20 protein-coding genes and 1 tRNA gene are annotated in these 21,080 nt (G+C 68.6%); 18 read left to right on the forward strand and 3 right to left on the reverse strand.

Annotated elements, in window-relative coordinates; translation table 11 throughout:
• The first annotated feature begins 89 nt into the window (after positions 1-89).
• The 5 genes from FJT57_RS04450 (at position 90) to FJT57_RS04470 (ending at position 4,862) form a co-directional block, all read left to right on the forward strand.
• Complete coding sequence (locus tag FJT57_RS04450; protein ID WP_144902065.1) at positions 90-794, forward strand: cob(I)yrinic acid a,c-diamide adenosyltransferase; 705 nt, start codon at positions 90-92, stop codon at positions 792-794.
• Positions 795-905: 111 nt separating this feature from the next.
• On the forward strand, positions 906-2,609 hold the full coding sequence (locus FJT57_RS04455; RefSeq protein ID WP_345775900.1) for a cobyric acid synthase: 1,704 nt from the start codon (positions 906-908) through the stop codon (positions 2,607-2,609).
• A 78-nt stretch (positions 2,610-2,687) separates the two neighbouring features.
• The gene (locus tag FJT57_RS04460) at positions 2,688-3,461 is read left to right on the forward strand and encodes a nucleotide-binding protein (RefSeq protein WP_144902069.1); all 774 of its coding nucleotides are present in this window, start codon (positions 2,688-2,690) and stop codon (positions 3,459-3,461) included.
• A gap of 2 nt (positions 3,462-3,463) precedes the next feature.
• Positions 3,464-4,018 (forward strand): hypothetical protein, encoded by a 555-nt coding sequence (locus tag FJT57_RS04465; RefSeq protein ID WP_144902071.1) that lies wholly within the window; start codon positions 3,464-3,466, stop codon positions 4,016-4,018.
• A gap of 106 nt (positions 4,019-4,124) precedes the next feature.
• Positions 4,125-4,862 carry a hypothetical protein gene (locus FJT57_RS04470; RefSeq protein ID WP_144902073.1) on the forward strand — a complete coding sequence of 246 codons (738 nt, stop codon included), beginning with the start codon at positions 4,125-4,127 and terminating at the stop codon, positions 4,860-4,862.
• A 34-nt stretch (positions 4,863-4,896) separates the two neighbouring features.
• On the opposite strand, the gene FJT57_RS04475 is transcribed toward FJT57_RS04470, so the two are convergent.
• Entirely contained in the window at positions 4,897-6,006 is a 1,110-nt protein-coding gene (locus FJT57_RS04475; protein WP_144902075.1) for a hypothetical protein, read from the reverse strand.
• Positions 6,007-6,193: 187 nt separating this feature from the next.
• Between FJT57_RS04475 and FJT57_RS04480 the strand changes: the two genes are divergently transcribed.
• Genes FJT57_RS04480 through FJT57_RS04510 form a run of 7 tightly spaced genes read left to right on the forward strand, consistent with a single transcriptional unit; the run spans position 6,194 to position 13,647 of the window.
• Complete coding sequence (locus tag FJT57_RS04480) at positions 6,194-8,569, forward strand: type II/IV secretion system ATPase subunit (protein ID WP_238993900.1); 2,376 nt, start codon at positions 6,194-6,196, stop codon at positions 8,567-8,569.
• A gap of 14 nt (positions 8,570-8,583) precedes the next feature.
• A complete protein-coding gene (locus FJT57_RS04485) occupies positions 8,584-10,581 on the forward strand; it encodes a type II secretion system F family protein (RefSeq protein ID WP_144902577.1) in 1,998 nt (665 codons plus the stop codon).
• On the forward strand, positions 10,578-11,324 hold the full coding sequence (locus FJT57_RS04490) for a DUF7289 family protein (RefSeq protein ID WP_144902079.1): 747 nt from the start codon (positions 10,578-10,580) through the stop codon (positions 11,322-11,324). The genes FJT57_RS04485 and FJT57_RS04490 overlap by 4 nt, the downstream gene beginning before the upstream one ends.
• A complete protein-coding gene (locus tag FJT57_RS04495; RefSeq protein ID WP_203229089.1) occupies positions 11,321-11,863 on the forward strand; it encodes a DUF7266 family protein in 543 nt (180 codons plus the stop codon). Before FJT57_RS04490 ends, FJT57_RS04495 begins: the two co-directional genes overlap by 4 nt.
• A complete protein-coding gene (locus FJT57_RS04500) occupies positions 11,860-12,669 on the forward strand; it encodes a DUF7263 family protein (RefSeq protein ID WP_144902081.1) in 810 nt (269 codons plus the stop codon). Before FJT57_RS04495 ends, FJT57_RS04500 begins: the two co-directional genes overlap by 4 nt.
• A complete protein-coding gene (locus FJT57_RS04505) occupies positions 12,662-13,105 on the forward strand; it encodes a DUF7262 family protein (protein WP_238993902.1) in 444 nt (147 codons plus the stop codon). The genes FJT57_RS04500 and FJT57_RS04505 overlap by 8 nt, the downstream gene beginning before the upstream one ends.
• Positions 13,102-13,647 (forward strand): DUF7261 family protein, encoded by a 546-nt coding sequence (locus tag FJT57_RS04510; RefSeq protein WP_144902083.1) that lies wholly within the window; start codon positions 13,102-13,104, stop codon positions 13,645-13,647. Before FJT57_RS04505 ends, FJT57_RS04510 begins: the two co-directional genes overlap by 4 nt.
• A gap of 41 nt (positions 13,648-13,688) precedes the next feature.
• Here the strand turns inward: FJT57_RS04510 and FJT57_RS04515 are convergent, their stop codons facing one another.
• Entirely contained in the window at positions 13,689-14,384 is a 696-nt protein-coding gene (locus tag FJT57_RS04515) for a DUF6989 domain-containing protein (protein WP_144902085.1), read from the reverse strand.
• 211 nt (positions 14,385-14,595) lie between these two features.
• Between FJT57_RS04515 and FJT57_RS04520 the strand changes: the two genes are divergently transcribed.
• The 5 genes from FJT57_RS04520 (at position 14,596) to FJT57_RS04540 (ending at position 19,855) form a co-directional block, all read left to right on the forward strand.
• Positions 14,596-16,281, forward strand: a complete 1,686-nt coding sequence (locus tag FJT57_RS04520; RefSeq protein WP_144902087.1) for a sensor histidine kinase — start codon at positions 14,596-14,598, stop codon at positions 16,279-16,281.
• A 115-nt stretch (positions 16,282-16,396) separates the two neighbouring features.
• Positions 16,397-17,332 (forward strand): DUF4129 domain-containing protein, encoded by a 936-nt coding sequence (locus tag FJT57_RS04525; protein WP_144902089.1) that lies wholly within the window; start codon positions 16,397-16,399, stop codon positions 17,330-17,332.
• Positions 17,329-18,039 carry a DUF7269 family protein gene (locus FJT57_RS04530; protein WP_203229090.1) on the forward strand — a complete coding sequence of 237 codons (711 nt, stop codon included), beginning with the start codon at positions 17,329-17,331 and terminating at the stop codon, positions 18,037-18,039. Before FJT57_RS04525 ends, FJT57_RS04530 begins: the two co-directional genes overlap by 4 nt.
• Complete coding sequence (locus tag FJT57_RS04535) at positions 18,039-19,310, forward strand: DUF58 domain-containing protein (RefSeq protein ID WP_144902091.1); 1,272 nt, start codon at positions 18,039-18,041, stop codon at positions 19,308-19,310. Before FJT57_RS04530 ends, FJT57_RS04535 begins: the two co-directional genes overlap by 1 nt.
• Positions 19,307-19,855, forward strand: coding sequence for a DUF7519 family protein (locus FJT57_RS04540; RefSeq protein ID WP_238993903.1), 549 nt, complete (start codon positions 19,307-19,309; stop codon positions 19,853-19,855). Before FJT57_RS04535 ends, FJT57_RS04540 begins: the two co-directional genes overlap by 4 nt.
• A gap of 43 nt (positions 19,856-19,898) precedes the next feature.
• On the opposite strand, the gene FJT57_RS04545 is transcribed toward FJT57_RS04540, so the two are convergent.
• Positions 19,899-20,867, reverse strand: coding sequence for an AAA family ATPase (locus FJT57_RS04545; protein WP_144902093.1), 969 nt, complete (start codon positions 20,865-20,867; stop codon positions 19,899-19,901).
• 113 nt (positions 20,868-20,980) lie between these two features.
• On the opposite strand from FJT57_RS04545, the gene FJT57_RS04550 reads away from it, so the two are divergent.
• A tRNA-Ser gene (locus FJT57_RS04550) sits at positions 20,981-21,065 on the forward strand.
• Positions 21,066-21,080 lie beyond the last annotated feature (15 nt).

The following is a 21,080-nucleotide window of genomic DNA, read 5'->3' on the forward strand; positions in this document are numbered from 1 at the left end:
CCGCCAACGACGGCTGATCGTACCAACAACTGATTTCTCGTTCCGACTGTCCCGTCGCCTTCTTGTCCGCCCGGCGCGACCCCCCGGTTATGACCAACGGCGACGACGCAAGCGCGCAGACACCGTCCGAGACGCGGCGGGCCACGCCCGGCGGCGGCGTCCGCCCCGGAGCGACCGACATCGAACCGGCCGCGCCCGAGGAGTTCGGCCTCGTGCAGGCGTGGTGGGGCGACGGGAAGGGAAAAACCACCGCATCGCTCGGGATGGCGTTCCGCGCGGCCGGGCACGGCTACCGCGTGCACATTCTCCAGTTTATGAAGGGCGGCGCTGACTCCGTCGAGAGCGTCCGCGGCGAGTACAACGCCATCGCGGCGGTCCCCAGCGTCTCCTACGAGAACACCGGGCACTACGGCTGGCACGGCCTGCTGGACGGGTCCGACGAGGACGAACACCTCGCGAAGGCCCGTGGCGCGCTCGCTCGGGCGGAGGAACTCGTCGCCGCCGCGGGTGCGGTCGATCTGACCGAGCCGCTCGACCTCGACGGGGATCCCGCTTCAGGGGTCCACCTGCTCGTCCTCGACGAGATCCTCTACGCCGTCGATCAGGGACTCCTCGACGAATCGGACGTCCTAGATCTGATCGACGTGAAGCCCGCGAACCTCGAACTCGTCCTGACCGGGAGCCACACCGAGCCGACGTACCTGCTCGACGCGACCGATCTCGTGACCGAGGTCCGGAAGGTGAAACACCCCTTCGACGAGGGGGTTCGAGCGCGGAAGGGAACGGAGTTCTGATGGCGACTACGCCATCGGAACCGTACGCAAATACCCGCCCGAATTCCGTTCGAACGCCCGCTGAGACGATTCCTCACAGATATGGGCACCGGTAAACAGACTGCCGCTGAACTGACCGCCGCCGAGACGATCCTCGTCGCGGGCACGGCCAGCCACGTCGGCAAGAGCACCGTCGCCGCCGGACTGAGTCGGCGGCTCGCAGACGCCGGTGTCGACGTCGCGCCGTTCAAGGCGCAGAATATGAGCAACGAGGCGCGGGCGGTCGTTCGTCCGGCCGCGGTCGGCGGCGTCGACGCGGACCACCGCGCGGCTCCCGCGGACGCAGCGGGTCTCACCGACTCCGCATTCGGCGAGATCGGCGTCTCCCAGTACGTGCAAGCGCGCGCCGCCGACGTCCGCCCGACGACCGATCACAACCCGGTGCTCCTGAAACCGCGCGGCGGCCAGGAATCACAGCTCGTCGTCGACGGCGTCGCCGTCGGTCACTACGCGGCGGGCGACTACTACGCCGACCACTGGGAAGCGGCGAGAAACGCGGCCGAAGCGGCCCACGCGCGCCTCGCCGCCGATCACGACGTCGTCATCGCCGAGGGTGCTGGGTCGATCGCCGAGATCAACTTCCACGAGCGCGACCTCGCGAACGTCGAGACCGCGCGGTTCGCCGACGCGCGGATCCTCCTCGTCGCCGACATCGAGCGCGGCGGCGTCTTCGCGTCGATCCTCGGCACGCTGGAGCTGCTTCCCGAGGACGTCCGCGAGCGAGTCGTCGGCGTCGCGATCGCGAAATTCCGGGGCGATCGGTCGCTGCTCGATCCCGGCATCGAGGAGATCGAATCCCGGACCGGCGTCCCCGTGCTCGCGGTGCTCCCCTACGACGATCCGGGCCTGCCCGACGAGGACAGCGTGTCACTCCCGGCGGCGGACGAGTGCGAGGTCCGCGGGGGCGACGACGGCGTCGACGGCTCGCAGTCAGTGACGATCGCCGTCCCCCGACTCCCGCGCGCCTCGAACACCGCCGACGTCGACCCGCTCGTCGACGTTCCCGGCGTCCGCGTGGCGTTCGTCCCCCTCGGCGCGCCGCTATCGGACGCCGACGCGGTCGTCCTCACGGGGACGAAGAACACCGCCGACGACCTGCGTGCGGTCCGTCGGGCGGGCCTCCACGAGCGACTCCGCGCGTTCGACGGCCCCGTCATCGGGCTCTGCGGCGGCTATCAACTCCTCGGAGAACGGCTCGTCGACGCCGATGTCGAAGCTGCCGATGTCCACGTCGAGGCGACCAAAGGAACCGACAACGAAGCGGTCGAGGATGTCGACGTCGAGCCCGCAGAGAGCGGCGAGAGCGGCGGCCACGCGTCGACGGTCCCGGGAATCGGACTGCTTGCGGTCGAAACCGCGTTTTCGCCTCGGAAGCGGGTTGCCCCCGTGGAATGGGATCTCGACGGGTCCGGACCCCTGTCCGACGCGTCTGGACCTGTCTCGGGCTACGAAATCCACGCCGGAGAGACGCGAGTTGTCCCTTCCGACGGCGTCGGGCGGGCGAGTACTCCCGTTCTGACGCCGTTCTCCGCCCCCGGTCGGGAGCCGGTGGCGCTCGGCGCGGCGGCGGCGGGAGTGCTCGGCACGTACCTCCACGGGCTGTTCGAGAACGACGGGGTCCGGGAGGCGTTCGTCGACAACGTCTTCGCGCACGCTGGCGTGTCGCGGCCGACAGCCGGTGCAAGCGCGTCTGAATCGGACGATCCGTACGCGAACGCGGCAGCGCTCGTCGAATCGCTTCCGCTGGACGTTCTCTGCCCGGCCCACGCGCCGTAAGTCGTTTTGGTCGCTCGATAGAATCAGCCCCGAGAATCGGAGTCGAAGACTTTTGAGGGGGTGTCGCGATGCTCAGGTATGGTCGAGGCGTTCGCCGTCGCCAGCGGCAAGGGCGGCACCGGGAAAACGACGAGCACGCTGGCGCTCGGGATGGCGCTCGCAGCGCGGTACGACGTCACCGTCATCGACGCGGACACCGGGATGGCGAACCTCCTCTTTCACGCCGGGTTGGACGACGCGGACGTCACCCTGCACGACTTGCTGGTCGCCGAGCGCGACGTTCCGGTCGAAGAAGCGGTGTACGACCGGTTCGGGATGTCCGTCGTCCCCTGCGGGACGAGCCTCACGGCGTTCGAGGCGGCCGATCCGGGCCGACTCCGGAAGGTCGTCGCCGAACTCGCCGCCGACACCGACGTACTCCTCCTGGACTCCCCCGCCGCGCTCGGGTCGAAGAGCGCGGTGCTCCCCGTCGTCCTCGCTGACCGCGTCGTCGTCGTCCTCCAGCCGACGGTTCCCTCGCTCTCGGACGGTCTGAAGGTCCAGGAGTACGCCCGCTCGTACGGCACCGAGACCGCGGGCGTGCTGTTCAACCGCGTCCGACCCGACGAGGACGTCGAAACGATCGCCGAACAGGCGGCGCGGTACTTCGGCGGGACAACCCTGGCGAGCGTGCCCGAGAGCGACGCGGTGCGCGCGGCCCGTCGCGCCGGAGAACCGCTGCTCGCGCACGCGCCGGACGATCCCGCGGCCGACGCGTTCCACGAAGCGGCGTCGACCCTCGACGTCCGAACGGGCGACGCGGACGACGTCGCGGATCGCTTCCGGAGCGCCGTCGTTCCGGATCGGCTCTGAGAATGATCGCCGACGGCCAGATCCCCGAGGGCGAGTTGTGTCGGTCGCGCACCGACGCCGACGTCGGCGACACGCTCGCGGGCGTTCTCGACCGCGAACTCACGGGATACGTCGTCTTCGAACCGCAGGGATCGATCCTCCTCGGCGACGACGAGCGCGCGGTGCTCACGTTCGAGGACGGAGTCCCCGTGCTCGCATACCACCCCGCGAGCGACACCGGCGGCGACGGCGCGCTGGATGTTCTCTCCGGGCAACTCTTCCACGCCGCGGTGTACGAACTGCCGCTCGACGCGCTGGAGGCGGCACACGAGGTCGTGGACCTGCGCGTCGATCCGACAGCGCCCGCGAGGCGGTTGGCCGACGACGAGGCGCTCGTGGACCGGACCCGCGAGGCCGCACCCGAGGGCCGACTCTCCGACGAGCGCGATACGAGCGCAGTCGAGGAGTTCCTCGCGGACGCGGACCGGATCGAGGAGATCAGGTCGGAAGCGCGCGCGGAGGCACAGGCGCGTGCCTCCGAGTGGGGCCTCCACGAGCAGCTCGACGAGAGCCAGTGAGGGCGGGCGGCCCAGACCGCGTTCGGGTACGCGGGCGGTTCTCTGTGCCCGAGTCGATTTCGATCGATCCGAGACAATATATACGGTGGGGCGGCCTAAAGTGGGTGTGAGCGTGTTTTCGCTGCTCCGCGCACGAACGCCCGCGGACTTCGCCGACTGGTTCGAACCCGGCGGCGCGTACCTCCTGCGGGTCGCAGAGGGGATGGGCTTTTACACGGGCGACCTCGCGGGGGTTATCGACGAGGCCGACACCGCGATGCGGGCGGGCCGAACGGGGCCCGACGTCGCGCCCGCGGTGAATCGACTGATCGCCGCCGACCTGTACGCCGACGCCGCGTTCGGCCTCCCGTTCATCGAGTGGACGCCCGTCTGGTACGAACTGCCGCTGACGCTTCCCACGGCGTACGCCGAGTGGCGACTCCGGCGCGTCGCAGATCAGTACGCCGAGACGATCGATCACCTCTCTGTGCCGCGGTTCAGCCGACCCGACGACGTCGTCTCGCGCGGCGCGCCAGCGGTCGGATCGGTGTCGGGATTCGCCGATCGATTCGCCTTCGCCGACGCCGTCCTGCATCTGGAGTGGTTCGATTACGTCGCGACGGAAGTGGGGATCGACGTGCCCCCCGAACTGATCGCCGAGGCTCGGTCACAGACGGTCGGATACTACGTCGGCGAACTCTCGATGGCCGACCTCGATCCCTCCGTGCGCCGCCTCCAGTACCTGCTCTTCACCGACGACGAGTGGGTCCGCGCGATAGACGAGCGGTACGGACTCGACAGTTCGCTCTTCTCGGTGTGGGAACGCGTGTGTCGCCGCGAGCGCGAGCGGTTTGGCAGCGTGTGAGTCGGTTTCACGGCCTACATCGATTCCGCGGCCGCTACTTGAATCCGCGACTCGCCAAGTGGTATCTGAGGACGTCTTTCGTCCCCTCGACGAACGGGTCGAGGTCGACCACGTCGGTCCGGTGGCTCAGGGAGACGAGTCGCCGATACTCCTCGTCCCACTCCTCGAGGAACTCCGCTTCGAGGCCGCTCGCGCGGATACGCTCGATCGCGCGATCGACGGCCTCCGAGTGGTCGCCGTCTCGCAGATCACATCGATCCTGCACCTCCGCCGGCTCGATGAGACCCCGTTCGATCGCGGCGACGGCGACGCCGGAACTGACGTCGCCCTCCCGGAGTTCTCGCTCCCACGTGCTGAGCCAGTTTCCGATACGGGCCATCCGTTGTGCGGGGTCGACAACGCTCCGAAGCGCTTCGAGATCTCCGGTGTAATCCGCGGTGGCGTACATCAGATCGATGTCCAGATAGCTGTACATCCCCATGTTGTGCGTCTCATAGCGGCGGAGATCCGCTTCCGTCGCCAAGTCCGGACGGTCGATCGCGAGCGTGCTGTACTCGATGGCCGTCACGATCTGTCTGGCGTCGAATCGAAACAGCGGCGCGTACCGTTCGTACGACGGACTCCGTTCGAGCCTGCCGCAGAGCGTTTCCCAGACCGTTCGCGCGAAATCGACGTACGCCTCGTCGACCGACGGGCCGTACCTAGCGTCGAAAGACGGGTTGTCGGTAACGCCGAGAGACTGGTTGTCCGCAGCGCCGGGAGACTGGGTACCCGGCCCGGTGCCAGACGTCGCACCGCCACCGTTGAGACGAATCAGCCGGACGATCGCGTCGAACGTCTCGTAATCCCGCCGCTTCTCGACGAGGTCGTCGAGAATCGTGATGAAGAGGACGAGAATGGTCTTGTTCGTCGCGACCGTTTCCCGGTGCTCGGCGTCGACGGCGGGCATCGTGTTCTTCGGAGCGAGTCGATGCACCCACCGCCAGATGAACCAGGGCCGAGCGCCGTCGAACGACTGATACTCCGCGACGAGGTCGTGCAGTGCGGGCGGAAGATCGTGGTCGCGTACGGAACTGAGGAGAGCGGCCGCACGGTCGGCGTCGAGAGACTGAACGACGCACTGGGCGGGGCTTCCGCGTGTCACGATTGACAGTACCCATCATCCTACCTAAGCGATGTGGTATCGACAACCTTGATAGGAAAATTCCCCACGTGGGGATCCGCGTGCCGTCCGCTGATTATCTCGATGGATAACTACCGAGAGATTTTAAATACGAACACGAGGGAAGCCACGGTATGATTGACCGACGGTCACCCGGGGCGCGCGGATGATGTCGGATACGGAGGCGACCGAGGTCGCGTCTGGTATTCCGCCCGTTCCGAGCCCCGAGACGCCCGATAGCTCCGAGGCGTGGTACGCGCCGACGGTTCGCGCGCAGTACGAAGTGACGCCCGGCGTGGTCACGACGATCGCGGACGCGAGCGACGGTGTCGGATTCGCGTATCGGATCCGAGAACCAGCACTCGGTGCCGCGGCCGAACGCGCGCTGGCGTCGGTGCGGGCGTACTTTTCCGACGTTGAGGTTCGCCGTCCGCTCACTCGACAGGGGACCGCCGAACGCGCGGCGGCCGGAATCCCCGCGAAGTACCGTCGCGTGCTCGACCGCTTGTTGGACGTTTCGCCGCCCGCGCGACGTCGGATCGAGTACTACGCGATGTGCGAGCTACGCCTGCTCAGTTCCGTGACACCGATCGCGCTCGACGACCGCGTGGACGTGGTCGACGTCGAGGGCGAGACCGACGGCGCGCTCGTCGTTCACACGGAGGACTACGCCCCCGCAGTCACGGAGTTCCGCGCCGACGCCGCGTTCGCGACGCGCGTCGCCGGAGAGCGCCTGCGGGATTACAGCGTCACCTTCGCCGGGTTCGACGTCAGCGTGGTCGTCCACCGCGATCGGCTCCTCGGCGACGACCGCTTCGACGCCAAGTACGCCGTGCTCGAACCCGATCTGCTACCCGGCGACGAGGAACTGATCGCCGAGTGCAAAGAGCGGATCTGGGAGGCGAACGTCGACGAGGTGGTGGACGACCGGACGACGTTCATCCGCGAGCGGGCGCGGAGCTTCCTCTCGCGGCGGCTCACCGCTCGCAACACCCGCGCGTGGCTCGAAGCGACTCGCTATCGCGTCCGCAATGCGCTCTCGGCGTACGGGGTCGGCGTCCCGCCGGTCGACCGCCGGTACGCGCAGGACCGCCTCGACGACCTCGTCTACTACGTGCTCAGAGACTACGTCGGCGAGGGCGTCCTCACGGTCCCGATTCGCGATCCGCACCTCGAAGACGTCGAGGCGAACCGGGTCGGCGAGCGCGTGAAGGTGGTCCCACGCGCGGACGTCGTCCGCGCTGGCGAGCGGGTCCCGACCAACCTCACGTTCGAGGACGAGACGAGCTTCGTCAACGTCGTCACGCAACTGGCGGCCGCCGATGGGGTCGAACTCAGCGCGAGCCAGCCGTCGGCGAAGGTGAACCTTCGCCCGGAGGGTGTCGCACCCGGCGCGTCCGGACACGGCGAGACGATCCGCTGCGCCGTCGCCCTGCCCGTCATCTCGGAGGACGGACCGCACGTCTCCATCCGCAAACAGGCGTCGTCGCCGCTGACGCCGATCGACCTCGTCGAATTCGGCTCGATCCCGACCGAGCTCGTGACGCTGCTGTGGTTACTGTACGAACACCACCGCGTCGTGCTGTTCTCGGGGCCGACAGGGGCCGGGAAGACGACGCTGATGAACGCGCATATGCCGTTCATCCCGTACGATCACCGCCCGATCAGCATCGACGAGGGATCCAGGGAGGTGTACCTGCCGCACGAGACGGGCGTGTCGCTGACGACGCGCGAACACGAGAACGAGTACAAGCGCGTCACGATGGCGGACCTGATGACGGAGGCGAATTACCTCAACCCCGACGTCGAGGTCATCGCCGAGGTCAACACGCCGGAGTCGTTCGAGACGTTCGCCGAAGTGCTCAACACCGGCCACGGCGTCGTCGGAACGACGCACGCCGAGGACGTCGAGACGCTCGTCAACCGGGTCGTCGAGCAGGGGCTTCCCGTCTATCTCCTGCGCGAACTCGATCTGGTCGTCTTTCCCCGCCGCGTCGACGGCGAGCGCTACGTCGGCTCCGCGGTCGAACTCCTCACGGAATCGGAGTACGAGGAGCTTCCCGCTTCCGCGCGCACGGGCGTCGTCGAAAAGAACGGGACGACACTGTATTACAACACGCTGCTGTGGCGGGAGACGGACGGCTCGTTCGCGATGGCGTACGACCACCCCTCGCTCGGCGGCGAGAACGCCGCAACTGACGGCGACGTCCACCGGAGCGCGCTCCGCGTCTTCGACCGCATCGCCGCGGCCACGGACCGCGACGTGGCTGAGATCGAACGGGAGTTCCGCCGCAAGCGGGGGTACGTGGAGTACCTCCTCCGCGAGGGCGAACGCGACGTCGACCGGCTGTTCGGGTTCCTCTCGGACCTCCGGACCGACGAGGCCGCGACCGTCGAGCGCGTCCGGCGGCGACACGCGCACCGAACCGACGGTGGCGCGGACCGTCGAGATCGAGACACCGAACGCGGTGGCGTCGAGGACAGCGACGAGAACGACTCCGAGAGCGGTTCCGAGAGCGACTCCCAGCGGAGCGGTTCGCGGTGAGCGGTACAGACGCGATGGAGTCGGGACCGGCCGAACCGGTCGGGTCGCAATCGACGGGACCGACGGACAGATCGACGCCCGCCGAACGACAGCGCGCGGACACCGAGCGCTCGCTCGGGCCGTTCGACCGCGCCGCCTACGCGCTGTTCGCCAGCCGCGCCGACTCCCGCCGACACGAACGCGATCGGAGGTCCTACCGCGGCACCACCGTCGCGATCTCGTTCGACCGCTACATCGCCCGCGTCTACGCGCTCTCGCTGATCCTCGCGGTGCTGGTCGCCGGAGGCGTCGTCGGATTGGGGATGCTCCTCCCCGGGGGGACAATCGAATCGACGGTGACTGCGGCCCTCGAACGCCTCGGGCGGGTCGGCGGGCGAGATCTGTCCGGATCGGTGGCCGCCGACGCGATCGCGCTCTCGGAACGGCAGCGCACCGCCGTCGTGGGTGTCGCGGGCGTCCTCATCGCGGCCGCAGTCCACCTCGCCGTCGTCTACGCGGGCGGGCGCTACCTCCGATGGCTCGCCGCCGCTCGCAGGGTGAACATCGGACGAACGCTCCCGAGCGCGGTCCGCTATCTGAACGTCCTCGCGTCGGGGAGCGACGGCCGTCGCGCGATGCTCCGCCGCGTCGCCGACACCGACGCCTACGGCGAGACGGCCGTCGCCGTCCGCAAGGCGCTCAACACCGCCGCGATGACGGGCAATATCGACGAGGGATTGCGGCGAGTTGCCAGAGACACGCCCGCGCAGGACAGCCTCGCGCCCTTCTTATTGAAGTTTCGCGAGCACGCCGATCAGGGCTCGGACTCGCTCAGAGAGTACCTCTCGATGGAGAGCCGGATGCTGCGGCACCAGCAGGACCGGGACCGACGGCGCGCGGAGGGATTTCTCGAACTCCTCGCGGAGCTGTTCGTGGTTCTGCTCGTGCTCCCGGCGCTGCTCGTGATCGTCCTCACCGTGATGAGCATTATTTCACCCGGGCTCTCAGCCCCGGTTTCGACCCCGTTCGGGCCCGTCACACTTCGCGCGCTCGTCGTCTACGGGAGCGCCGGGTTCATCCTCGCGGTCGGGCTCGCGACCGCGGCGCTCGTCTCGCGGCTCCGACCACCGGATCAACACGTCGTGTACCGACGCCCGGCGAGCGCGTTGCCGACGCTCCGGACGGCGACGACGAACCCCGCGAGCGCTGCCGCGGCGTTCGCTCCCGTCGGAATCGCCGGATTCGTCGCCTCCGTCAGTCTGGGCGTCGACACCGTGGTCGCGCTGCTCGTCGGCTACGTCGGGTTCTCGGTTCCGGTCGGCCTCGTCGCCGTCCGCCGCGCCCGGCTCGACGACGCGAAGGACCACGAGCTGAAGGACTTCGTGCACGCCGTCTCCGGGCACGTCAATCTCGGTCGCCCCTTCTCGGCGGCGGTCGATCACGTCGCCCGAGACGTCGATCTCGGACCGTTGAACGGCGACGTCGCCGATCTGGCGCTGAACCTTCAGCTCACGACGGCGACGGAACGCACCGACACGGATCTCAGAACGGCCGCGCTGGACCGGTTCGTCGACCGAGTGGGGACGCCGATGGCCGAGCAGACCGTCGGGCTCGTGATCGGCGCGCTCGACGCGGGCAGCGACACGGCCGTCGTCTTCGAGACGCTGCAGGGGGAAGTCGGCCGACTGTACCACGAGAAGCGGGCGCTGCGCTCGGGAATGTTAGTCTACGTCGCGGTCGGCTGGACGACCGCGCTTCTCGTCATCGGGATCAGTGCCGCGACGAGCGCCAACGTTTTCGCGGGCTTTGAGCGCCTGTCGACGATGTCCGAGCTCTCCGGCGTCGCGGTCGATCCCGGAGCGGTCGATCTGGCGCGCGATCAGTACCGCGTGTACGTGACGACGCAGGCGACGATGCTCGCCTCGGGGTGGTTCGCGGGCGTTGCCAGCCGCGGCCAGTACGAGGCGCTGTTGCACTCGGGATGTCTCGTCGCCGTCTGTCACGTCGTCTTCACGGGAATGGGATTGGTGTGAGCGGGACTCCCGATTCCCCAGCGACACCCCGGGGCCGGGCGCAGACGGCCGTCGTCGGCGTCGCGATCCTGCTCGGAATCACCGTCCTCGCGGTCGGGGGGTTGACGGCGACCGCCGGATCAATCGTCGAGGACGGGGCCGCTTCGGCGTCGGCGACCCGCGTGAGCGACGATTTCAGTACTGCGCTCGCACCCGACAGCGGTGAGCGCGAGACCACCGTCGAGCTGGCGAGCGGCACGGTCTCGGTGGTGAACCGGTCGGTGTGGCTCCTCGACGACGACGGCGTCGTCTGGGCGGGACACGCCGGGGCGATCGTCTACGCCGACGGGGAGCACCGCGTGACCGGGTTCGCAGGCGCGGTGGTGCGGAGCGACAAGCGCGGCAGCCGCGCGGTCGAACCGAGCCGGATCGCGCCCGCCGACGGAACGCTGTACGTCGGCGTGCCCGTCCTCAACGCCAGCGGGGCCGACGGCGTCTCCACGGGGAACCACCGGCTCGCGGTGACGCTCCGGGCGGATGCGGAAAGCGAGCGACAGCGGCTCCCCGCGGCGAACTACCGCGTCGGCGTCGAGACGACGACGCCCGCGGTCTGGGAGCGGCACTTCCGCGAGCGCGGCGCGACCACGACGCGACGGGATTTCGACGGGGACGGGATCCCGAGCGTCGTGGCGTCGTTCGAGGGCGAGCGGACGGTTCACCTCGTGGTTCACGACATCCGGCTCGACGTGGGGGTGGGCCGGTGAAAACGCCGCCCTCGGCCGATCGCGGGCTCTCGCCCGTCGTGGGGAAGACGCTCGAACTCGGCGTGGGAGTGCTGTTCGTCGCGCTGCTGACGGCGACGCTGTTCGGCGGGTTCGCGCCCGAGTACCGCGACGCGGTCGGTGCCGAACTGGGCGACCGGACGCTCGTCGCCGCCGCCGAACGGATCGAAGCGGCCGTCCCGGACGGCGACCTCGTCGCCGTCGAGCGTCGCGCGTCGCTGCGACTCCCGCCGACAGTTCGCGACGACCCCTACCGGATCGTCGCGGCGTCGACGGCGAACGGCTCGTCGGTGTCGCTCGTCCATCCCGACTCGCGGATCGGCGGGCGGCTCCGCCTCTCGCTGCCCGATTCGGCGAATGTCAGCGGATCTGTGAGGAGCGGGTCGCCGTCGTGGATTCTCGTCGACGGCGACGAAACCGCTCTTCGGGTTCACCTCGTCGATGGCGACGAAATCGGTAGAGGAGACCACGACAGAGACCGGATCGATGCAAGCGATTCGCCACCGGAGGGGAGGCGATGAGCCCGAACGGATCCGTCGGATCGACCCGCACACCCGAGTCACGCGGACAGGCGAACCTCGTCGGCTTCGCCGTGGCGCTCGTCGTCGTGACGACCATCACCGTCGCCGGAGGCGCGCTCGCGAGCGACGCCCTGGCGGACGCGGATCGGCAGCCGGTAGCCGTCCACGCGGCCGAACGGCTCGCGGACCACCTCGTCGCCGCCGACGCGGCTCACACGCGCGGGGCGAACGAACTTCGCCTCGCGTCCGTCTCGAATATCACGGCGGCAGATATCGATGACGAGATTCCGGCGGTCCGGGGGCGGTCAGTTCGCGTGACGCTCGGCGACGAGGTGATCGTCGAGCGAGGGGGCTTCGAAGATGACGCCGAGGATCGATCGGTCGCCGAGGATCGATCGGTCGCCGGGGAGCGTTCGGTCGCCGAGGAGCGCTCGGTCGCCGTCGTGCGGCGAGTGCTGGTGACGCGAAGCGTCCCGCGAACCGAGCGCGTTGCAGTGGCGGACAATCCCACGGGAGGAGGTCCCGGAGCGAGCGACGGGAACGACGTCGTCGTCGACGACCACGACGGTCGGATAACCGTCGACGTCGACCCGGGCGGCCCGCGGGTGACGACCGTCACCGCGGGCGGGCGGGTGGTGTTGCACGATCCGTCCGGACTCGACGGGCGATTCGAGGTGGCGGTCCCGGATCGGCGTCCGCTCCCCGTCGGGTTCGCGGTCGATGGATTCGGGCGCAGCACCGTGACCGTCGGCTGGACCGCGCGGAACGCGAGCGCCGAACAGTTGGTGGTGACTGTCGGTGCGTGAGTTGAACTCGGGGCGAACCGCCGATCCGGAGACTGACCGGGCGCAACTCGCCACCTCGCTCGTCGAGGCCGCCGTCGGGGCGCTGTTGATCCTCTCCGTCGTTGCCGGGTTCGTCTGGGTGCCGACGGACGCGACCGAACCGGACGCGGAGTTAGACCGGATCGCGGTGGACGCACTGGCAGTCCTCGACGCTGAGCCGCCGGTGGGTGACGGTCACAGCCGACTCACCGCCGCCTGCCGCTCGCCCGACGCGTTCGAGACGGAGCGAGCGGCGCTGGGTGAACGGCTCGATGACGTGTTGCCAACGGCCGTGTTCGGCCGCGTCGAGACGCCTCACGGCGTCGCCGGTGCGCCGCAGCCGAACGGCATCCCGAGCGGACAGGCGACGCTGCCGACGGCGCACTGCACCGTCACGATCCGGGTGTGGTACGTGTGAGCCGTGACGACGAACGAACCGACCGCGCGCAGGTCGTCCTCGTCGCCGCCGCCGTCGTCGCCGTCGCGTTCCTCACGATGACGCTCGCATACGCGCAATTGGGGTACGACGGCGACCGAACGGGGGCGGGCGCGGTGGACGTCGTCTCGGTTTCGGCGATCGAGCGGGGCGTCACCGAGTCGTTCCGCGCCGCCGTCCGCGAGGAGTCGATGGAGTCGACCGACTCGTCGTGGCGCGAGCGCGAGCGCGTCGTCGAGCGGATCCGCGACGACGTTGACGCCGGAATCGACCGGTTGGAAGGGACTTACGCAGAGGACGATCGCTCACTCGTCGTCTCCTTCGACGACGCGACCGCGAGCGCGTGGAGCGAGTCGCACTGTCCGGATGGTCCCGGGCGAGCGTTCGGCCCGTGTCGATCGATCGGCGGCGTCGTCGTCCAGGAGCGGGCCGGGGAGACGACACCGATCGCCGCGGCGTTCAGCGTTCGCATCGTCTCGCCCGCGGAGTCGACGACTGCGACAGTGGTCGTCTCGGCGGTTTGAATCGAATGCCGTTTCGACGTTGGATGCGCCCGTTCGTCGTCCTATCCGCCCAGCGCGGCGAACAGCGTGTAGGTACCGACGTAACTGACGGAGATGACCGCCGCGAAGCCGACGCCGCCGAGAAGCGGGCGCCGGAGTCGGACGAGCCAGTGGAGTGCGGCGAACATCACGCCCTCGGCGACGACGATGAACGCCGGGACGGTCCCGATCATCGCCAGGGGCGCGAACTCGTACCACCAGATCTCGGCGAAGTGCGCGCCGTACTCGAAGAATCCGATCAGCACCATCGCCGCCACGGACGGCCCGACGGTCGCGGCGAGCGGCCCGGATCGCTCGTCGAGTCGACGGCCGAGATAGCCGAAGTACGTGATGACCAGCGCCCACGACAGGGGCATATACAGCGGCGATCCCACGAGCATCGGGAGCGAATCAGGGTAAACCAACGATCCCGTCGAGACGAGGAACGCGTCGACACTGACCTCCAGGAGGCCAGCGATACTCCCGAGAATGAATACGTCTCGAACTGCTGAATGTCTGAGTGCGATCCCGATTCCGATGGCGTACAACAGCCCGTTGTACGCGTACGTCAGCCACAGCGGCGTCTCGAAGAGAACGACGTGTCCGAAGACGGCCATATTCACGCCGAGCCAACCCAACATCCGCAGGTCGGCGGGCGTCAACTCGCTGACGACGGCATCGAGCCACCCGGCCACCGCGGTGGATTGTGTCCTGCTCATTCGATGTGTCGATCTCACTCTTGCGGCGGGAACTATATATTCACCCGTCGTTCTGATCGGAACCCGATGACGCAAGTTCGCATAGAGTGATTGTCATAGTCCCCCAGTAGCGACCCCCGGATACGTTCACGTCAGTCGATTGGCCGACGCATCGATCGACTGGTGGTTTGATGTATGAGGATCCCATCGGGACAAGACGACCTGCCTCCGTATGCCGTGGGAACTCACTGCGACGTCCGCCGCCGGATTTGCGACCCTTATCGTCTACGCAGCGCTGGTGCTCGTCGCGTTCTGGAACTGGAAGTCTCGGTGCGGTCCGGAGGTAACCGTGATGCTCGCTGTGGTGGGACTCTCGGCGCTCACGTACTCGATACAGGTGGGGTACGACGTCGTCGCAACCCAGGTGTTCTGGTGGGAGCTCACGTTCGCGATCTCGACGGCAGCGCCGTTTCTGTGGTTGGTATTCGTCGTCCAGTACGTCAGCAGGGCGGCGTGGCTGACGCCGCGACGCGCAGTGCTGTTCGCGCTCGAACCGCTAGTGATGGTGTTTGCCATCGCGACGAATTCGATTCACGGCCTGATTTGGACGGTATCGGAGGACGTGACGGCGGTGCCGGGAACCGCAATCGAACTCTCGTTCGGGCCGCTCTACTACGGGCATCTGCTTTTGGCCTACCTCGTCGTCGTGATCGGGATGGGAATGATCCTCCTCGTCGGGATCCGCTGGTCGCTCGTCTACTGGAAACAGGTGCTCGTGTTGCTCGTCGCCCCGCTCCCGCCGTTTCTCTCTAACTTCGCGTTTATGTTCGGTGTCAGCCCGATTCCGAACCTCGATCTGACGCCGTTCACCTTCGCGCTCACGGGGGTGTTTTTAGTGCTCGGGCTGTATCAGTTCGATCTCCTCGAGCGCGTCCCGATCGCCCGTCGACAGGCCCTGCAAGCGATGGGGGACGGCCTCGTCGTCCTCAACGCGGATCGGCTCATCGTCGAGGTCGACGACATCTCCCGTCGAATTCTCGATCCCGAACTGCGAGTCGGCCAGCCGATCGAGGCGGTGTTCTCCGAGACGCCGTTCGATCAGCTCCACGGCACCACCGTCACCGACGGAAACGACCACGCGTACGACATCCGGATCGCGGAACTGACCGACGAGCGGGGCGACAGAATCGGATACGCGCTGGCGCTGCGGGATGTCACCGGTCGGCATCGGTACGAACAGCGACTCGAAGTCGCAAACCGCGTCCTGCGGCACAACCTCCGAAACGATATGAACGTGGTGCGCGGATACGCCGAGATGGTCGCCTCCGGCTCCGAGGCGGATGCGAGCCGGGCCGCCCGGTCGATTCTGAACCGCACGGAGGATCTCCTCACCGTCAGCGACAAGGCGCGAAAGGTATCGGAGCTCGACGACTCGCACATGCTGGCACCGAGCGTCCACGACGTCTCCGCCGTCGTCTCGGGCGTCGTCCACCAGGCCAAACGAACGTTTCCGAACACGACGTTCACGGTGATCGGGACACCGCACGTGGAGGGACGACTCAGGGACGCTGGCGCGCTTGCAACGGCCGTCGAGGAACTGATCGAGCTGCTCGCCGCCCAATCCGAGACGACCGAAATCGACCTCGTGGTTGACCATCGAGACGATAGCGTCATCGTACGAATCGAGTCCGACGGCCCCGGGATCCCCGACGTCGAACGCGAAACCCTGTCCGCGGGATCCGAAACGCCACTGCAGCACGCCGAAGGGTTGGGGCTGTGGCTCGCGTACTGGTGCGTGATCGAAAACGGCGGAACCCTCGCCTTCGGCGACGGACCGGACGCGTCAGACGGTGACACCGGGTTACATTCCACAGCGGCGACCAGTGCGACCATCACGCTCCCCGGGGCCAACGACTGAGAGGGGACGAACGACGGAGACGGAAGAACGCGCGTCGAAACGCTGCACCGCCGTCGTGCGCGGGACGCCGCAACAAGGCACGTGGTTTTTCTACGCCGTGACCGTGGCACACGGTGTGGATGCCGAGACCGCCCGGAAAATCGCGTTCGCCCTCCTCGCCGTCGCCGCGCTCGCCGGGGCCGCCGCGACGATCGATTCGACCGTAACCGGCGGCAGCGGCGGGTTCGGCGGATCGGCGGGCGCACCTGAATCGAGCGGAAACGAGCCGGTGGTCGACCTCCCGCAGAGCAGCGGGACGTTCGAGGGTAAACCGATCTGCGTCCCGGTACTCGCACGGCCGCCGGTCGTCGTCGGACTGGCCGCGCTCCTCCTCATCGGTCACTACGCGGTGTACCGCCGAACCGGGACGTCGACGTCGGTCGTCGCCACAGCGGTGGCCGTCGGCCTCCCGGCCGTCGCGCTGTGGGGAATCCTCACCGCGTGTCAGCGCGACCTCTCGTTCGAGTTCCCGCGACTCGGCTTCGGAGGCGGCTTCCCGATCGGCGGCGGCACCGGCGGATTCGGGACGGGAGCGACCGGCGACGGCGCAATCGCGACGCCGACGCTGCTCTTCGGACTGCTCCTCCTCGTCGCCCTCGCGGGCGCAGTCGTCCTGTTGGTTCTGTCGACGGCGAGCGGCGGCGGTGACGACGCCGATGGGACGGCGGATTCGACTCCGGACGAACCGGATCCCGACGTGGAAGGCGTCGGCGAGGTCGCCGGGGCAGCCGCCGATCGGATCGAAGGCGACGCCGACGTCGGCAACGAGGTGTACCGCGCGTGGGTCGAGATGACGGCGCACCTCGACGTCGCCCGGCCGGAGAGCAGCACGCCCGGGGAGTTCGCCGCCGCCGCGGTCGGTGCGGGAATGGACGCCGACGACGTGGGCGAACTCACGCGCCTGTTCGAGGCGGTCCGGTACGGCGACGAGCGCGTGACCGACGAGCGGGCCGAGCGGGCCGTGACCGCGCTTCGAAGGATCGAGTCGGCGTACGCCGGGGAGGAGTCGTGAGCGAGCGCGACCTCCCGGCGATCGTCGGCACGGCGGGAGTCCTGGTCGGCCTCGCGGGCTTCGCGGGGTTCGTCGTCCCCGGCGTGAGTGCGTCGTTCGCGTTCGTCGCGCTCGTCGGCGTCATCGCGGGCGTCCAAGGAGTCCGGTACGCGCTGGGACGCCGCGAAGTGACCACCGTCGAGACCGAGACGGGAGACCCGGAGCGACGACACCGGGTTCCCGCCCCCGGCGACGACGCCTGGCGGAAGGCAACACGGACGGGCGGACGGATCCGGAGGGGTCACCTCGGACGTCGCGGCCGAAGTGCACGACACGGCAGCGGCCGAGACGGACGTCGGAGCGCCAACGTAACCCGCTGGCGACGGCGACCGCCGCGCACGATGCGTCGACGCGTCCGCGACGCCGTCGTCGAGACGATTCGACTCCGCGAGCACTGCTCGATCGAGGACGCGGAGCGACTCATCGAGACGGGCGCGTGGACCGACGATCCGGTCGCGGCGGGCTATCTCGGGGCAGACGTCGCGCTGTCGCTCGAAACCCGAGTCCGGTTGCTCCTCGCTCGCAACGCATATCAGGCCCGAACGCGGCGAGCAGTCGACGCGCTCGAAGCGCTGATGGCCCACGAGGGGTCGATAGTGGCGGACGGCGTCCGTTCGGGAGACGACAGTGGGAGACCGGACGAACGAATTCGAGAGGGGAGTGAGTGATGCGCGCGTTCGACACGAACCGGTGGGTCGGCATCGAGGGCGCGGCGCTGCTCGCCGGGGCGCTCGGGGTCGTGTTACAGCGCCCGCCACTGCTCCTCGTCGCCGGACTGGGCGTCGCCTACACCGCATACGCGTGGCTCGGAGAGGCTCCCGAGCCGTCACTGGTCGTCGAGCGGCGCGTCGACGACGACGACCCGGATCCCGAATCAGCGGTCGAGGTTTCGGTCCAAGTTCGAAACGCGGGATCGCGGACGCTGTGGGACCTCCGCCTCGTCGACGGCGTCCCGCCGGGGCTGACGGTGACGGCCGAGTCGCCGCGGCACGGAACGGCGCTGCGACCGGGCGCGACGGTGGCCTTCTCCTACGAGGTCGAAGCCGTCCGCGGCGCGCACGCGTGGGAGCCGCTCACGGCCGTCGTTCGGAACCCGAGCGGCGGACGCGAGCGGAAGGCCGAAATCGATCCCGACGAGCCGACGACGCTATCGTGTACGCCGTCGCTCGACGCCACCGACGACCTTCCGCTTCGCGGGCTGACGACGGCATACACGGGCCGGGTGCCGACGGACGTCACCGGTGCGGGGCTCGAATTCGCGTCGACGCGTGCGTACCGCCGCGGCGATCCGCCCGGCCGGATCGACTGGAATCGGTACGCGCGGACCGGCGAGCTATCGACCGTCGAGTTCCGGCAGGAGCGCTCGGCCGCGGTCGTCCTCCTGATCGATGCTCGGCAGGTGTCCTACGTGGCTTCGGATCCGAGGCACAAACACGCCGTCGAGCACGGCGTCGACGCGGCCACGGAGGCGTTCGCCTCGTTGCTCGATACCGGTGACCGCGTGGGGATCGCGGCGCTGTCGCCGACGGAGTGCTGGCTTCCGCCGCGGTCGGGACGGGAGCATCGAAGTCGCGGGCGACAGCTGCTCGCGACGCACCCGGCGCTGTCGTCGACGCCGCCGGAGGAGCCGTACAGCACCGCCAGCGACGTCAAACGGCTGCGGCGCCGACTCCCGGCGGACGCACAGGTCCTGTTCTTCTCGCCGCTGGTCGACGATCTCGCCGTCGAGGCCGTCCGCCAACTCGACGCGCACGGCCACCTTGTCACGGTCGTCTCGCCGGACGTGACGGTCGGCGGAACGATCGGTCGGCGGCTCGCACGGGCGGAACGCCGGAACCGACTCGTCGGTCTCAGGCGGGCGGGGATCCGCGTGATCGACTGGACAGACGAGTCGCTTACTGCCGAGATCGTCCGCGCCCGACGGCGGTGGTCGCGGTGAGTGCGTCCGCGGACGGTGGGGGCGGATCAAACCGCGAAGACGCCGCTCCGGCCGACGAACCGCCGACGGTGGGGTCGTCGATCGCGCTGTTCGCGGGGGTCGTTTCGGTCCTCGCGCTCGCGCTCTCGTCAATCTACGCGTTCGCGCTCGGTGTCGTCGGCCTCGCGCTCCTCGTGGCCGGTCTATACGTCCCTGTCCGGCGGCTCGTGACGATTGCGGCCGGGCTACTCCTGCTCGCGGTACTCGTCGCCGGAACCGTCGGTTCCGGTCCGGAACTCCTGCTGGTCGCCGCGCTCGGTGCGGTCCTCGCGTGGGATCTCGCCGAGTTCTCGATCGGCGTCGGCGAGCAACTCGGTCGCGAGGCCGACACGACGAGACTCGTGACGGTCCACGCCGCGTTGAGTCTCCTCGTCGGCGTCGTGAGCGCGGGCGTCGTCTACGGCGTCTACCTCGCCGGTGGCGGCGGACAGCCCGCTTCGGCGGTCGTGTTCCTGCTCTTCGGCGTGGTCGTCCTGGTCGCCGTGCTCCGTCGACGGCCGGAGTGAAGGGGCGACACGTCACGACGTCGCCGAAATCGTTGAGGTTGACTTACTCAGCGACCGCCTCGGCATCGACAGTCGGAACCTCGACACGGTCGAGAACGTCGTCCACGACGGCCGCGGCGTCGATGTCGTCGACGCGCGCATCGGGTGTCAACACGAGACGGTGCGCCAGCACCGGTCGCGCGATCCGCTTGACGTCGTCGGGAGTGACGAACTCCCTTCCGGTCAGGATCGCTTGGGCGCGCGCCGTTTCGAGGAGCCGCTGAGTGCCTCGCGGGGAGACGCCGACGTCGACGCGGCGGTCCGTTCGAGTGGCCCGCGACACCGCCGCGATGTAGCGGAGAACGTCGTCGTCGACGCGGACGGACTCCGGCACGCGCCGAAGTTCGCGCACTGAATCCCGATCGAGGACGGCGTCGACGCTCGGACTTCGGGCGTCGCGCCCGACGCGACGACGGAGAAGTTCGACCTCGCCCGCCTCGTCGGGGTAGCCGATCGCGGTTTTGACGGCGAACCGGTCGACCTGCGCCTCCGGCAGCGGGAACGTTCCCTCGCTCTCGACGGGGTTCTGCGTGGCGATCACGAAGAACGGGTCCGGGAGGGCGTGCGTCTCGCCGTCGACGGTGACTTGCCGCTCCTCCATCGCCTCGAGGAGCGCGGCCTGCGTCTTCGGCGGCGCGCGGTTGATCTCGTCGGCGAGGACGACGTTCGCGAAGATCGGTCCCTCGCTGAACTCGAACGTCCGATCGCGCTCGTCGAAGACGTTCGTGCCCGTGACGTCGGTCGGGAGGAGATCGGGCGTGAACTGTACGCGCGAAAAGGAGAGCCCGAGCGCCGTCGCAACGCTCCGGGCGGTGAGAGTCTTTCCAGTTCCGGGGACGTCCTCTAAGAGGACGTGTCCCCGCGCGAGCACGCCGAGGAGGACGCGTTCGAGGAACCGATCGTCGGCGATGACGGCGGTCGAGACCGTCTCGTGGACGGCCTCGCAGGCGGCGGTCGCATCGTCGATGTCCATAGGTGAGTCTGTCGCGGCCGCGGCTTAAGACGGTCGCCCCGTGAACGGTCGCGGACCGTGATCCGGCAAAATCGAAACCGATTAAACGCGTCGCCGTCCACGTGTGAGTGTAAGCCGAGGTAGCCTAGCCCGGCCAAGGCGGCAGATTCGAAATCTGCTGTCCATTCGGACACGTGAGTTCAAATCTCACCCTCGGCGCTACTGAGAATCAAC

The sequence above is a fragment of the Halobellus captivus genome (assembly GCF_007655485.1).
Lineage (GTDB): Archaea > Halobacteriota > Halobacteria > Halobacteriales > Haloferacaceae > Haloquadratum > Haloquadratum captivum.